The organism is Pseudomonas yangonensis (assembly GCF_009932725.1).
Classification (GTDB): domain Bacteria; phylum Pseudomonadota; class Gammaproteobacteria; order Pseudomonadales; family Pseudomonadaceae; genus Aquipseudomonas; species Aquipseudomonas yangonensis.
Map to the genome: position 1 here is coordinate 71,240 of NZ_BLJU01000020.1, position 12,771 is coordinate 84,010.

General features: G+C 62.1%; 13 protein-coding genes. All 13 read right to left on the reverse strand.

Annotation, left to right across the window (positions count from 1 at the left end; genetic code table 11):
- Nucleotides 1-29: 29 nt before the first annotated feature.
- Nucleotides 30-656: a ribonuclease HII gene (rnhB, locus tag GYB81_RS19040; RefSeq protein WP_161867640.1), complete on the reverse strand. Its 627-nt coding sequence runs from the start codon at nucleotides 654-656 to the stop codon at nucleotides 30-32.
- On the reverse strand, nucleotides 656-1,789 hold the full coding sequence (gene lpxB / locus GYB81_RS19045; RefSeq protein WP_161867639.1) for a lipid-A-disaccharide synthase: 1,134 nt from the start codon (nucleotides 1,787-1,789) through the stop codon (nucleotides 656-658). Before lpxB ends, rnhB begins: the two co-directional genes overlap by 1 nt.
- A gap of 5 nt (nucleotides 1,790-1,794) precedes the next feature.
- Complete coding sequence (gene lpxA, locus GYB81_RS19050) at nucleotides 1,795-2,571, reverse strand: acyl-ACP--UDP-N-acetylglucosamine O-acyltransferase (RefSeq protein WP_161867638.1); 777 nt, start codon at nucleotides 2,569-2,571, stop codon at nucleotides 1,795-1,797.
- Complete coding sequence (fabZ, locus tag GYB81_RS19055; protein WP_003244215.1) at nucleotides 2,568-3,008, reverse strand: 3-hydroxyacyl-ACP dehydratase FabZ; 441 nt, start codon at nucleotides 3,006-3,008, stop codon at nucleotides 2,568-2,570. The genes lpxA and fabZ overlap by 4 nt, the downstream gene beginning before the upstream one ends.
- Nucleotides 3,009-3,055: 47 nt before the next feature.
- Nucleotides 3,056-4,117 carry a UDP-3-O-(3-hydroxymyristoyl)glucosamine N-acyltransferase gene (lpxD, locus tag GYB81_RS19060; protein ID WP_161867637.1) on the reverse strand — a complete coding sequence of 354 codons (1,062 nt, stop codon included), beginning with the start codon at nucleotides 4,115-4,117 and terminating at the stop codon, nucleotides 3,056-3,058.
- Nucleotides 4,114-4,617, reverse strand: coding sequence for an OmpH/Skp family outer membrane protein (locus GYB81_RS19065; RefSeq protein WP_013716416.1), 504 nt, complete (start codon nucleotides 4,615-4,617; stop codon nucleotides 4,114-4,116). Before GYB81_RS19065 ends, lpxD begins: the two co-directional genes overlap by 4 nt.
- A gap of 44 nt (nucleotides 4,618-4,661) precedes the next feature.
- A complete protein-coding gene (gene bamA / locus GYB81_RS19070; RefSeq protein ID WP_161867636.1) occupies nucleotides 4,662-7,037 on the reverse strand; it encodes an outer membrane protein assembly factor BamA in 2,376 nt (791 codons plus the stop codon).
- Between the two features lie 84 nt (nucleotides 7,038-7,121).
- The gene (rseP, locus tag GYB81_RS19075) at nucleotides 7,122-8,474 is read right to left on the reverse strand and encodes a sigma E protease regulator RseP (protein ID WP_161867635.1); all 1,353 of its coding nucleotides are present in this window, start codon (nucleotides 8,472-8,474) and stop codon (nucleotides 7,122-7,124) included.
- A gap of 59 nt (nucleotides 8,475-8,533) precedes the next feature.
- Entirely contained in the window at nucleotides 8,534-9,718 is a 1,185-nt protein-coding gene (ispC, locus tag GYB81_RS19080) for a 1-deoxy-D-xylulose-5-phosphate reductoisomerase (protein WP_161867634.1), read from the reverse strand.
- Complete coding sequence (locus GYB81_RS19085) at nucleotides 9,715-10,530, reverse strand: phosphatidate cytidylyltransferase (protein ID WP_161867633.1); 816 nt, start codon at nucleotides 10,528-10,530, stop codon at nucleotides 9,715-9,717. The genes ispC and GYB81_RS19085 overlap by 4 nt, the downstream gene beginning before the upstream one ends.
- Complete coding sequence (gene uppS, locus GYB81_RS19090; RefSeq protein WP_161867632.1) at nucleotides 10,530-11,276, reverse strand: polyprenyl diphosphate synthase; 747 nt, start codon at nucleotides 11,274-11,276, stop codon at nucleotides 10,530-10,532. The genes GYB81_RS19085 and uppS overlap by 1 nt, the downstream gene beginning before the upstream one ends.
- 17 nt (nucleotides 11,277-11,293) lie before the next feature.
- Nucleotides 11,294-11,851 (reverse strand): ribosome recycling factor, encoded by a 558-nt coding sequence (gene frr, locus GYB81_RS19095; protein WP_024308909.1) that lies wholly within the window; start codon nucleotides 11,849-11,851, stop codon nucleotides 11,294-11,296.
- Complete coding sequence (pyrH, locus tag GYB81_RS19100) at nucleotides 11,848-12,591, reverse strand: UMP kinase (RefSeq protein WP_147809583.1); 744 nt, start codon at nucleotides 12,589-12,591, stop codon at nucleotides 11,848-11,850. Before pyrH ends, frr begins: the two co-directional genes overlap by 4 nt.
- Nucleotides 12,592-12,771 lie beyond the last annotated feature (180 nt).

The following is a 12,771-nucleotide window of genomic DNA, read 5'->3' on the forward strand; positions in this document are numbered from 1 at the left end:
CTAAGCGGGTCTGTCTTAGGGCCAGAGGTTCAGATGGTGGCGGCGATGCAATCGACGACCACAGGCTCGAGCAGCGCGCGCACCGGCGCGAAGGAACGCCGATGAATGGGCGTCGGGCCCAGGCGCTGCAGGGCTTCGAGGTGAACGGGCGTGGGGTAGCCCTTGTGCCCGGCGATACCGTAGCCGGGATAGCGGCGGTCCATTTCGAGCATCTCGCGGTCGCGGCTGACCTTGGCCAGAATCGAAGCCGCGGCGATGGCCGGTACTCGGCTGTCGCCCCTGACCACTGGCGCGCTGGGCACCGCCAGCCTGGGGCAGCGGTTGCCATCGATCAGCGCCAGTTTCGGCGTCACGCTCAGGCCTTCGACAGCGCGCTGCATGGCCAGCATGGTGGCATGCAGGATGTTCAGGCGGTCGATCTCTTCCACCTCGGCGCGGGCGATACACCAGGCCAGTGCCTTCTCGCGGATTTCGTCGAACAGCACTTCGCGACGCGCCTCGGTAAGCTTCTTCGAGTCGTTCAGGCCGATGATCGGCCGCGTCGGGTCAAGGATCACCGCCGCCGTGACCACCGCGCCGCAGAGCGGACCACGGCCGACCTCGTCGACGCCGGCGACCAGTTCTTCGACCAGGGTGAAATCGAGGCCCAGCTGCATCAGTCGCGCCCCGCCAGCTTGAGCACCGCATCGGCCGCCGACACCGAAGCATCGCGGCGCAGCGCACGGTGAATCACGTCGAAGCCCTCGGTCTGCACCTGACCACCATCGATCAGCGGCGCCACCGTCTGAGCCAGGGCCTCCGGCGTCGCTGCATCCTGAATCAGCTCAGGTACCAACAAACGCTCGGCCAGCAGATTGGGCAGCGAAATATAGGGACTTTTGACCAGGCGCTTGAGAATGCGATAAGTCAATGGAGCCACACGGTAGGCCACCACCATCGGCCGCTTGTACAGCAGCGCTTCCAGGGTCGCGGTACCCGAGGCGATCAACACCGCATCACAGGCGGCCAGGGCCTCATGGGAACGGCCGTTGAGCAGGGTCAACGGCAGATCACGCCCGGCCAGCATCTGCTCCAGCTGCTCGCGACGCTCAGGCGTGGCGCAGGGCAGCAGGAAGCGAACACCCGGGCGAAGTGAGCGCAGGCGAATGGCCGCATCGAGAAACAACTCGCCGAGACGCGCAACCTCGCCGCCGCGACTCCCCGGCATCAATGCGACTACCGGCTCGTCTTGCGGCAGATCCAGCGCATCGCGCGCACCAGCACGATCAGCCTGTTGCGGAATGGCGTCAGCCAGCGGATGACCGACGAAACGCACCGGCACCTGGTGTTCGTCGTAGAACTGCGCCTCGAACGGGAACAGGGTCAGCATCAGATCGCAGGCTTCACGAATCTTCAGCACGCGTTTCTGCCGCCAGGCCCAGACCGAGGGGCTGACGTAATGCACGGTCTTGATCCCGGCACGGCGCAGCTTGAGCTCAAGCCCCAGATTGAAATCCGGGGCATCGATGCCGATGAACACGTCCGGCTTTGCGGCAATCAGATCGCGAGCGAGCTGGCGACGACGACCGAGCAGCTCGAACAGACGGCCGAGCACCTCGACCAGGCCCATGACCGCCAGGCGCTCCATGGGGAAGTAGGATTTCAGGCCCTCGGCTTCCATGCGCCCACCACCGACGCCGATGAATTCGGCATCCGGATGGCGCGCCTTGATGGCCTGCATCAGGCCGGAACCGAGGATGTCACCGGACGCCTCACCAGCGACCAGTGCGACGCGAAGAGGTCTGTTCATAGGAATCAGCGGGTGATGCCGCGGGTGGAAGCCTGGATGGAATCGCGGAAGATCGCCACTTCGGGGAACTGGGCGGCGGACTCGGCGAGGTCCGTCAGCGCCTGCTCGACGGTAAGCCCCTGGCGGTAGACCAGCTTGTAAGCCTTGCGCAATGCAGCGATGGCTTCGGCCGAGAAGCCACGCCGACGCATTCCTTCGAAGTTCATGCTGCGTGCTTCGGCCGGGTTACCGAACACCGTAACGAAGGCCGGAACATCCTTGCCAATGGCGGTGCCCATGCCGGAAAAGCTGTGCGCACCGATGCGGCAGAACTGATGCACCAGGGTGAAGCCGGACAGGATCGCCCAGTCGTCGACCCAGACATGGCCAGCCAACGCCGTGTTGTTGACCAGAATGCAGTGATTGCCGATCACGCTGTCGTGCCCGATGTGGGCATAGGCCATGATCAGATTGTGATCGCCGATGGTGGTTTCGCTGCGATCCTGCACGGTGCCACGGTGAATGGTGACGCCTTCACGGATGGTGTTGTGATCGCCGATCACCAGGCGCGTCGCCTCACCCTTGTACTTCAGGTCAGGCGTGTCTTCACCCACCGAGGAAAACTGGTAGATGCGGTTGTGCTTGCCGATCACGGTCGGACCCTTGAGCACGACGTGCGGGCCGATGACTGTACCCTCGCCGATTTCCACATCGGGCCCGACAATGCTCCAAGGGCCAACGACGACGTCGTCGGCCAACCTGGCACTGGGGTCGATGATCGCGCGAGGGTCAATCGAACTCATAGCTTGCGTTCCGCACAGATAATTTCAGCGGAGCAGACTTCCTTGCCATCGACCGTGGCACGGCATTCGAATTTCCAGATACTGCGACGGTCGCTCAGGTACTTGGCTTCCAGCGTGAGCTGATCGCCCGGCAGCACCGGCGAGCGGAAACGCAGCTTGTCGGAGCCGACGAAGTAATAAAGAGTGCCGTCGGCCGGCTTCACACCCATCATCTTGAAGCCGAGGATACCGGCAGCTTGCGCCATGGCCTCGATAATCAGGACGCCCGGCATGATCGGATGCTCGGGAAAGTGACCGTTGAAGAACGGCTCATTGATGCTGACATTCTTATAGGCGCGAATCTGCTTGCCTTCGACGTCCAGGTCCACCACACGATCCACCAGCAGGAACGGATAGCGGTGCGGCAAATATTCACGAATTTCGTTGATGTCCATCATTTCCGGTTAAGCCTGTAAGAAAAGAAAAGAGCACGGTCACGCCGTGCTCAGGCATCAGATGAGACGTTTGCCGTCTGGGTCACGGCGGCCAGCTGTTTTTCCAGCTCACGCAGACGCTTGGCCATCTCGTCCAACTGACGAATGCGGGCCGCGCTCTTCTTCCACTCGCCCGCCGGCTGCATGGCGGTACCGGAAGAATAGGCGCCCGGCTCGGTGATCGAACGGGTCACCATGGTCATACCGGTAACGAACACGTTGTCGCATACCTCGATATGACCCACCATGCCCACGCCACCGGCGATCATGCAGTTCTTGCCGATTTTGGTGCTGCCGGAAATTCCGCAGCAACCTGCCATCGCGGTGTTATCACCCACCTGCACGTTGTGCGCGATCATGATCTGGTTATCCAGCTTCACGCCATTGCCGATCAGGGTATCGGACAGCGCACCGCGATCCACCGTGGTATTGGCACCGATCTCGACGTCATCGCCGATGGTCACCCCACCGATCTGTGCGATCTTCTGCCAGACGCCTTTTTCATTGGCGAAACCGAAGCCTTCGCCACCGATCACCGCACCGGACTGAATCACCACACGCTTGCCGATCTGCACGTCGTGGTACAGCGTCACGCGGGGGGCCAACCAGCCGCCATCACCGATCACACTGCGGGCACCGATCACGCAATGGGCACCGATGCTCACCTCGGCGCCGATACGTGCACCACTCTCGATCACCGCATAAGGGCCAACACTGGCACTGGGATCGACCACGGCGTCGCCGGCGACCTGCGCAGTGACATGAATGCCGGGCTCTGCCTTGGGCTTGCGATCGAACAGATGGGAAAGCTGGGCGTATGCCAGATAAGGATTGGCAACGATCAGCGCGTCGCCGGCGTAGCCCTCTGCATCTGCTGCAGTCAGCAGCACGGCACCGGCCCGGCTTTGAGCCAGGAATTTGCGGTACTGGGCATTGGCCAGGAAGCTTAACTGTTCGGGCCTGGCCTCCTGTAAGGTGGCCAGGCCCGTAATGACCTTAGCTTCGGCGCCACGCAGGGTGGCGCCCAGGCGCTCGGCCAATTGGCCGAGAGTAACTGTCACAGTCATGCTCAACGCATCTGGTTCATGCGCTCGATGACCTGGCGGGTGATGTCGTACTGAGGCTTGACATCGATCACCGCGCCACGCTCGAGCACCAGGTCAAAGTTTCCGTTCTTGATCACTTCCTCGACGGCCTTGTCCAGGTTCGGCTTGAGCTTGGCCAGCATTTCACGGTCGGCGATGGCCTTGGCTTCGTTCAGCTCCTTGGACTGGAACTGGAAGTCACGGGCCTTTTGCTTGAACTCGAGCTCGAGGCGCTCGCGCTCGGCCTGCTGCATCTTCTCGCCATCCTTGACCATGCGATCCTGAATGCGCTTGGCATCGCTTTCCAGAGTCTTGAGCTTGTTCAGCTGCGGGCCGAACTTCTTCTCGGCATCGACCGCATAGCGCTTGGCTGCATCCGACTCGAGCAGCGCCATCTGATAGTTCAGCACGGCCACCTTCATCTCGGCGAACGCCGGAGTGGCGATCAGGGCGGCGGTGAACAGAACCAGTTGAGTCAACTTACGCACAATGCACTCCTGCAACAAAACTGTTGGCTTTCGGTGAATGACTTTTAGAAGGTCTGACCCAGGGAGAACTGGAATACCTGGGTATCGGCATCATCCGGCTTCTTGACCGGCATGGCCAGGCTGAAGCTCAGCGGGCCCAGTGCAGTGATCCAGGTCAGACCGACACCCACGGAGCTGGCCAGATTACTGAAATCGATATCGCAGCTGTCGCTGAGCTTCTTCTGACTGGACGAGCAATTGGTGTCGAACACGTTACCCACATCCCAGAACAGCGCAGTGCGCAGCGAGCGCTGATCCTTGACGAACGGCAACGGGAAGAGTATCTCGACGCCACCCTGGACAAGAACGTTGCCACCGAACGGCAGCGGGTCCTGATCCGGATCACGCAGGGTGCCTGGCTTGCCGCCTGGATTCCCCGCACCACGACTCGGCGTACTACGCGGCCCCAGGCTGCTGTCCTTGAAGCCACGTACCGAGTTGAAACCGCCGGCATAGTAGTGCTCGTAGAACGGCAGCTCCGCGGTACTGCCGTAGCTGTCGCCATAACCCAGCTGGGTGTGGAAACGCAGGGTGTAGTTATCGGTAAGCGGGGTGAAGACCTGGCCACGGTAGTCGAGCTTGTAGAACGACAGATCACTGCCCGGAATGGTGGTTTCCAGCACCAGGCTCTGCGAATGACCGCGGTTGGCCAACACGCCACGGTTCAGGGTCGACTCGGACCAGCCGATCGAGCCCTTGAAGTTCAGATAGTTGTCACCTTCGGCGTCGATGAAGTCGAAGATCTCGTCGACGGTATAACGACCGGTATCGATGCTGTCCTGCTGGACGGTCAGACCGTAGGTCAGACGCGAGGTCTCGCTGATCGGGTAACCGATGTTGATACCGGCGCCGAGGCTGTCCACCGAGTAGCTGGATACATCGACATCCAGCTCATCGTAGTCGGTGGTGCGATAGAAGGCGTTGTAGCCCAGGCTGACACCGTCGACGGTCCAGTAGGGGTCAACGAAGCCGAAGCTGTAGCGGGTCTGGTATTCGCTGCGGGTCAGGCCAATGCTGACCTTGTTACCGGTGCCCAGGAAGTTGTTCTGGCTGATCGAACCACCGAGGATCAGACCGGCGTTCTGGGCAAAGCCGACGCTGGCGGTGATGGAGCCCGACGGCTGCTCTTCGACGCTGTAGTTGACGTCGATCTGGTCATCGGTGCCGGGCACCTGGGGGGTTTCGACGTTGACTTCCTTGAAGAAGCCCAGGCGCTCCAGACGCACCTTGGACTGGTCGATCAGGTAGGTCGAAGCCCAGCCACCTTCCATCTGACGCATCTCGCGGCGCAGCACTTCGTCTTCGGACTTGGTGTTGCCACGGAAGTTGATGCGATTGACGTAGGCGCGCTTGCCCGGGTCTACGAAGAAGGTGATCGAGACGGTGTTGTCCTCGTCGTGCGCTTCCGGCACGCCATTGACGTTGGCGAAGGTATACCCCTCGTTACCCAGCCGGCGGGTGATCAGCTCGCTGGTGGTGGTCATGATCTTGCGCGAGAAGACCTGCCCTTCCTTGACCAGCAGCAGTGCGCGCACGTCTTCTTCCGGCACCTTGAGGTCGCCGGACAGCTTCACGTCGCGAACGCTGTACTTCTCGCCTTCTTCGACGTTGACGGTGATGTAGACGTGTTTCTTGTCAGGAGTGATGGATACCTGAGTGGAGCTGATATCCATGTTGATGTAGCCGCGATCCAGGTAGTAGGAGCGCAGTCGCTCCAGGTCGCCCGAAAGCTTTTCACGCGCGTACTTGTCGTCGTTCTTGAAGAAGGACAGCCAGTTGGTGGTCTTCAGCTCGAACAGATCGACCAGGTCCTCATCGGAGAACACGGTGTTGCCGACCACGTTTATGTGGGAGATCGCGGCGACGGTGCCTTCGTTGATGGTGATCTTCAGCGCCACGCGGTTACGCGGCTGCGGAATCACTTCGGCCTCGATCTCGGCCGAATAGCGGCCCTGAGCGACATACTGGCGCTGCAGTTCGTTACGCACGCCCTCGAGGGTGGCGCGCTGGAAAATCTCGCCCTCGGCCAGACCGGACTGGTTCAGGCCCTTGAGCAGATCTTCGGTGGTGATGGCCTTGTTGCCCTCGATCTCGATACCGGAGATGGAAGGACGCTCGACCACGGTGACGACCAGCACATCGCCGTCGCGACCGAGCTGGATGTCCTGGAAAAAGCCGGTACGGAACAGGGAGCGAGTGGCATCGACCAGTTGGCGATCATCGACCTGCTCGCCCACATTGAGCGGCAGTGCGCCAAACACGCTGCCCGCGGATACGCGCTGCAGGCCGTTGACGCGAATATCGGAGATGGTGAAGGACTCGGCGTGAACTTCGGCGATCATCAATGCGGACAGCACCGCAGGTAGCAGCAGACGTTTCATGAAGTCCTTTCTTATTCCAACTGACGATAAAACTGCCGCCTGAGCGACACTTCTTTTAAATCTCAAGAACGTATTCAGCAGTGCTCACAGGCGGCTGAGGTCGTTGACCAGGGCGAGCAACATGACCCCGATGACCAGACTGATGCCGATCTGCATCCCCCAACCCTGAACCCGCTCAGACAAGGGGCGACCACGCACCCACTCGACCAGATAAAACAGCAGATGCCCACCATCCAGTACAGGGATGGGCAGCAGATTGAGAACCCCCAGGCTAATACTCAGATATGCAAGGAATTTAAGGAAATCCCCCAGCCCTGACTCAGCTGAAGCGCCCGCCACTTTAGCAATGGTTATCGGCCCACTCAAGTTTTTTACCGAGAGCTCTCCGAACAGCATTTTCTTCAGCGAATCGAGGGTCAACAGGCTCATTGCCCAGGTCTGACGCATCCCTTCGGCGATACCCTCGAGCGGGCCGTAACGCACCTCGCGGAGCATCTCCGGCGGCCATTCGACGCCCTGAACACCAGCACCCAGATAGCCACTGCGCGCCTCCCCCTCACCGCGCGAGGCCAGGGTCAACTGCACATCCTGCACCTGACCGTCGCGCTCGAAGCGCAGCGCGACAGCCTCGCCCGGCATGGCCCGCACCCGATCGACCAGACCCTGCCAATCGGCAAGCGGCTCGCCATCCAGCGCGAGAAGGCGGTCGCCCGCCTGCAGCCCGGCGGCATGGGCCGGCCCCTTGGAATCGACCTCCGCCAGCACCGGCTCCAGCGCCGGACGCCACGGACGAATGCCCAGCGAACCGATCGGATCCGGCTCATCGACGCCGCGCAGCCAGTTGTCCAGCTGCACCTGCTTAAGCGTTTCGACCGTGGAACCCGGCTCCGTCACGCGCAGGTCGAGCGCACCGCTCTCACCTAAACGTCTGACCAGTTGCAGGTTGACCGCAGCCCAGCCGGTGGTGGCTTCACCATTGACCGCAACGATTTCCTGCCCTGCACGCAACCCGGCCACCTCTGCCAGGCTCTCCGGCTCCACCGCGCCGATGACCGGGCGCACCTGCTGGCTGCCGAGCATGGCGACGAACCAGAAGAACAGCAGCGCCAGGAGGAAATTGGCCAGCGGGCCGGCAGCGACGATCGCGATACGCTGACGCACGCTCTTGCGATTGAAGGACTGCTCGACCAGCGCCGGCGGGACATCGCCCTCGCGCTCATCGAGCATCTTGACGTAGCCGCCAAGGGGAATGGCAGCCACCACGAATTCCGTGCCATGGCGATCATGCCAACGCACGAGCGGCGTACCGAAACCGACGGAGAAACGCAGAACCTTGACGCCGCAGCGCCGGGCCACCCAGAAGTGCCCATACTCGTGAAAGGTCACCAGGACACCCAACGCAATCAGGGTGCCAACCAGCATATACAGCCCACTCATTTCACTTCTCCAGCCCTATGGGCCGCTCAAGTTCCGATGCACGCCAGATGACTGACGACTCAACGACCCGCGAGCCACTGCCCGGCCAGCTCACGCGCGCGCATATCCGCCTCGAATACCGCATCGAGCGCTTCGACCGCCCGGACCGGCTGCGCGTTCAGCACGGACTCAATCATACGCGCGATATCGGTGAAACGGATGCGGCGCTGCAGGAACGCCTCGACCGCCACCTCGTTGGCCGCGTTGAGCATCGCCGGCGCACTGCCGCCGGCCTGCACCGCCTCGCGCGCCAGGCGCAAACAAGGGAAACGCTGCTCGTCGGGGCGTTCGAAATCCAGGCGACCGACAGCAAACAGATCCAGGGGCGAGACCCCCGAATCGATGCGCTCCGGCCAGGCCAGGGCATGAGCAATCGGCGTACGCATGTCCGGGTTGCCCAGCTGAGCCAGCACCGACCCATCCACATAATCGACCAGCGAGTGGATCACGCTCTGCCGGTGAATGACCACCTCGATCTGCTCGGGACGGGCGTCGAACAACCAGCAAGCCTCGATCATCTCCAGGCCCTTGTTCATCATGCTCGCCGAATCGACCGAGATCTTGCGCCCCATCGACCAGTTCGGATGCGCGCAAGCCTGCTCCGGCGTAACGCGCTCCAGCTCGGCCAGCGGCGTTTCGCGAAACGGCCCGCCGGAGGCAGTGAGCAGCACGCGGCGCACGCCGACTGCCTGCAGACCGCGCGAATAGTCACCCGGCAAACACTGGAAGATGGCGTTGTGCTCGCTATCGATCGGTAAAAGAACAGCACCGCTCTGCTTGACCGCCTGCATGAACAAGGCGCCAGACATCACCAGTGCCTCCTTGTTGGCCAGCAACACCTTCTTGCCGGCCTGCACTGCCGCAAGCGTCGGTCTGAGGCCGGCAGCACCGACGATGGCGGCCATCACGCAGTCCACCGCCTTATCGGCCGACACCGCGCATAGCCCTTCTTCGCCAACCAGCACTTCGGTCTCCAGCCCGGCGGCGCGCAAGTGATTCTGCAGCTCGAGCGCCGATTCGGCATCGGGAACCACGGCGTAGCGCGGACGATGGCGCACGCACAGCACCTGCAGCTCCGCCAGACGGGAAAAACCGGTCAGGGCGAATACCTGATAGCGCTCGGGATGACGAGCGATCACGTCCAGCGTGCTAAGTCCGATGGAGCCGGTCGCCCCCAGCACGGTCACCTGCTGCACTGAACTCACAGCGCGCCCCAGCCCGACAGCCAGAGCAATGTGGCGAACACGGGAATGGCGGCGGTAAGGCTGTCGATACGGTCCAGCACGCCACCGTGCCCCGGCAGCAGATTGCTGCTGTCCTTGATCCCGGACTGACGCTTGAACATGCTCTCGGTCAGGTCACCAACCACCGAAATCAGCACCACCACAGCCGCGCCAGCCATGGCCAGCAACAACCCCGTGACGGACCAACCCTGCTGCAATCCGACAAGCAGAGTGATCAGCAGACTGGCCGCGAGGCCGCCATACAGCCCTTCCCAGCTTTTGCCCGGGCTGACCCTGGGCGCCAACTTGCGCTTGCCGAATGTCTTGCCGGAGAAGTAGGCGCCAATATCCGCGCCCCACACCAGCACCATCACCGCAATGATCAGCGCGTTGGCCTGCGGCCATTGTTTGAGCAGAACCAATCCCTGCCAGGCTGGCAGAAGAATCAACAGACCGATCAGCAGCTTGCCGGGCAAGCCACCCCAGTAACGACTGCTGTCGGGGTAGTTGAGTACCAGCAGCGTCGCCGCCCCCCACCACAGCACGGCAGCGAGCAGCAGCAGTGGCGCCAGCGTCGGCAGCAGATAAAGACCAAAGAGCAGGACCGCCACCGCCGCCGCGTAGGCGATGCGCTGAGGCTGAGCGCCAAACCCGGCCAGGCGCGCCCACTCCCAGGCGCCCAGCGTGACCACCGCACCAATGAACAATGCGAAAGCACCGCCGTCGAGCAGGAAAAACCCGCCTAGAGCGATGGGCAGCAGTACCAGCGCCGTGATGATTCGTTGTTTGAGCATTAGGAGCGCGCCTCAGCTTCCACCTGCTCGCTGGTCTTGCCGAAGCGACGCTGGCGGGTAGCGAAATCGGCCAACGCCTTACGCATGGCCTCGTGCTTGAAATCCGGCCAATAGAGGTCGGAGAAGTACAGTTCACTGTAGGCCAACTGCCACAGAAGGAAATTGCTGATGCGGTGCTCGCCCCCCGTGCGAATGCACAGGTCGGGCAAAGGCAGATCACCGGTAGCCAGACAGCCCTGGAGCAACTGCGGCGTAATGTCCTCTGGCTGCAGATGCCCTGCCTGCACCTCTCGCGCCAGGCGCTGAGAGGCCTGGGCGATATCCCACTGACCGCCGTAATTGGCCGCGATCTGTAGGGTGAAACGGCGATTGCCGGCGGTCAGCAGCTCGGCTTCGCGCATGGCAGCCTGCAGCTCGGGATGAAAGCGCGAGCGGTCGCCGATGATGCGCAAACTGATGTCGTTATCCTGCAGACGCCTGGCCTCACGACGCAGCGCACTGAGGAACAACTCCATCAGCGCGCCGACCTCTTCGGCCGGGCGCTGCCAGTTTTCACTGGAGAAGGCGAACAGGGTGAGCACCTCGACACCCGACTCGGCACAGACCTCGATCACCGCGCGAACCGCGTCGACCCCGGCCTTGTGCCCCGCCACTCCTGGCAACAGGCGCTTCTTCGCCCAGCGATTGTTGCCATCCATGATGATGGCGACATGCCGCGGCACCGCCCCCTGCTTGTTCTTGTCCATGTGTGGGCGCCCAGCCGTCAAACGGCCATCAGGTCCGCTTCCTTGACCTCGAGCGCCTTGTCCACCTCGGCAATGAACTTGTCGGTGATCTTCTGCAGCTCGTCAGCGGCGCGACGCTCTTCGTCTTCGCTGATTTCCTTGGCCTTGGAAAGCTTCTTCAGCTCGGCCAGGGCATCACGACGCACGTTGCGTACAGCGACCTTGGCATCTTCGGCCACGCCACGCGCCTGCTTGGTGTAGCCCTTACGGGTTTCCTCGGTCAGGGCCGGCATCGGCACGCGAATGGTGGTACCGGCGCTGGACGGGTTCAGCCCCAGGTCGGAAGTCAGGATGGCCTTCTCGATGGCCGCGCTGAGGTTCTTGTCATGCGCGACGATCTTCAGGGTGCGCGCATCTTCGACGGTGATCGCAGCGACCTGATTGAGCGGCATGTCGCTGCCCCAGGCCGGGACCTTGATGCTGTCGAGAATGCTCGGATGGGCACGACCGGTACGAATGGAGGCCAGGTTGCGACCCAGCGCCTCCAGGGACTTGCTCATGCGCTCCTGAGCGTCTTTCTTGATGTCGTTGATCATTGTGCATCCTCCTCGATCAGAGTTCCTTCAGCGCCGCCCACTACAACGTTCAGCAGGGCGCCGGGCTTGTTCATGTTGAAGACCCGCAGCGGCATGGTGTGATCACGGCACAGACAGATGGCAGTCAGATCCATCACGCCCAGCTTGCGATCAAGCACCTCGTCATAGGTCAGACGCTCGAACTTCTCGGCATGCGGGTCCTTGAACGGGTCGGCAGTGTACACGCCATCGACCTTGGTCGCCTTCAGAACCACGTCGGCATCGATCTCGATGGCGCGCAGGCAGGCAGCCGAATCGGTGGTGAAGAACGGATTGCCGGTGCCCGCAGCGAAGATAACCACCTCACCCGTCTTCAGGTGACGCATGGCCTTGCGACGGTCGTAATGATCGGTCACGCCGACCATGGAAATCGCCGACATGACGATGGCCGGGATGTTCGAGCGCTCCAGCGCATCACGCATGGCCAGGGCGTTCATCACGGTCGCCAGCATGCCCATGTGGTCACCGGTCACGCGATCCATACCGGCAGCGGACAGCGCCGCACCGCGGAACAGATTGCCACCGCCGATCACCAGGCCGACCTGCACGCCGATACCGACCAGCTGGCCGACTTCCAGCGCCATGCGGTCGAGCACCTTGGGATCGATACCGAAATCTTCCGAGCCCATCAGGGCTTCGCCGCTAAGTTTGAGCAGAATGCGTTTGTAGCGAGGTTGGCGACCAGTGGTCTGCTGAGCCATTGCAAGTCTCTCCTGCGGCGATATGAAATTCTTCAGCAACGCGCTTGCGCGCTGCAATTATCCGGCACTTCGAACGTGCCGACGACCGCAGGTTGCACGGCCGCTTGTACATTTGTCGCCCCTTATTCGGCAAAGAGGCTGCACGCGCAAGCGGGCAGCCTCTCTGGGACAACTGGCCTA

Excerpts from the sequence above, each read along its gene's own strand:
- frr (WP_024308909.1), bottom strand. The coding sequence starts at position 11,851 with ATGATCAACGACATCAAGAAAGACGCTCAGGAGCGCATGAGCAAGTCC.
- rseP (WP_161867635.1), bottom strand. The coding sequence starts at position 8,474 with ATGAGTGGGCTGTATATGCTGGTTGGCACCCTGATTGCGTTGGGTGTC.
- bamA (WP_161867636.1), bottom strand. The coding sequence starts at position 7,037 with ATGAAACGTCTGCTGCTACCTGCGGTGCTGTCCGCATTGATGATCGCC.
- uppS (WP_161867632.1), bottom strand. The coding sequence starts at position 11,276 with ATGGACAAGAACAAGCAGGGGGCGGTGCCGCGGCATGTCGCCATCATC.
- lpxA (WP_161867638.1), bottom strand. The coding sequence starts at position 2,571 with ATGAGTTCGATTGACCCTCGCGCGATCATCGACCCCAGTGCCAGGTTG.
- fabZ (WP_003244215.1), bottom strand. The coding sequence starts at position 3,008 with ATGATGGACATCAACGAAATTCGTGAATATTTGCCGCACCGCTATCCG.
- rnhB (WP_161867640.1), bottom strand. The coding sequence starts at position 656 with ATGCAGCTGGGCCTCGATTTCACCCTGGTCGAAGAACTGGTCGCCGGC.
- lpxB (WP_161867639.1), bottom strand. The coding sequence starts at position 1,789 with ATGAACAGACCTCTTCGCGTCGCACTGGTCGCTGGTGAGGCGTCCGGT.
- GYB81_RS19085 (WP_161867633.1), bottom strand. The coding sequence starts at position 10,530 with ATGCTCAAACAACGAATCATCACGGCGCTGGTACTGCTGCCCATCGCT.
- pyrH (WP_147809583.1), bottom strand. The coding sequence starts at position 12,591 with ATGGCTCAGCAGACCACTGGTCGCCAACCTCGCTACAAACGCATTCTG.